At 67.0% G+C, this 666-nt stretch carries 1 protein-coding gene; it reads left to right on the plus strand.

From position 1 onward, the window contains the following. The coding region (locus ACJHX3_RS25005) for a DUF6531 domain-containing protein (protein WP_410236255.1) at nucleotides 1-666 on the plus strand (666 nt) is incomplete at both ends.

Here is a 666-nt window from a genome sequence, read left to right on the forward strand (position 1 = left end):
CCAGCGGCGCGTCAGGGAGATATGACTCAGTATGGCGGTCCCATTGTCCAGGGTTCGGCAGGTGTAAGAATTGGCGCGCCCACCGGCGTGGCGTGCTCGGTGTGTCCGGGCGGGATGACTTCGGGCAACCCGGTAAATCCGCTGCTGGGGGCGAAGGTGCTGCCCGGCGAGACGGATGTTGCGCTGCCCGGCCCGCTGCCGTTCATTCTCTCCCGCACCTACAGCAGCTACCGGACGAAGACGCCTGCGCCGGTGGGCGTTTTCGGCCCCGGCTGGAAAGCGCCTTCTGATATCCGCTTACAGCTACGTGATGACGGACTGATACTCAACGACAACGGCGGGCAGAGCATTCACTTTGAGCCGCTGCTGCCGGGGGAGGCGGTGTACAGCCGCAGCGAGTCAATGTGGCTGGTTCGCGGTGGTAAGGCAGCGCAGCCGGACGGCCACACGCTGGCGCGGCTGTGGGGGGCGCTGTCGCCGGATATCCGGTTAAGCCCGCATCTTTACCTGGCGACCAACAGCGCACAGGGACCGTGGTGGATACTGGGGTGGTCTGAGCGGGTGCCGGGTGCTGAGGACGTACTGCCAGCGCCGCTGCCGCCGTACCGGGTGCTTACCGGGCTGGCGGACCGCTTCGGGCGGACGCTGACGTACCGGCGTGAGGCC

Source organism: Escherichia sp. WS1265 (assembly GCF_046487585.1).
Lineage (GTDB): Bacteria > Pseudomonadota > Gammaproteobacteria > Enterobacterales > Enterobacteriaceae > Escherichia > Escherichia coli.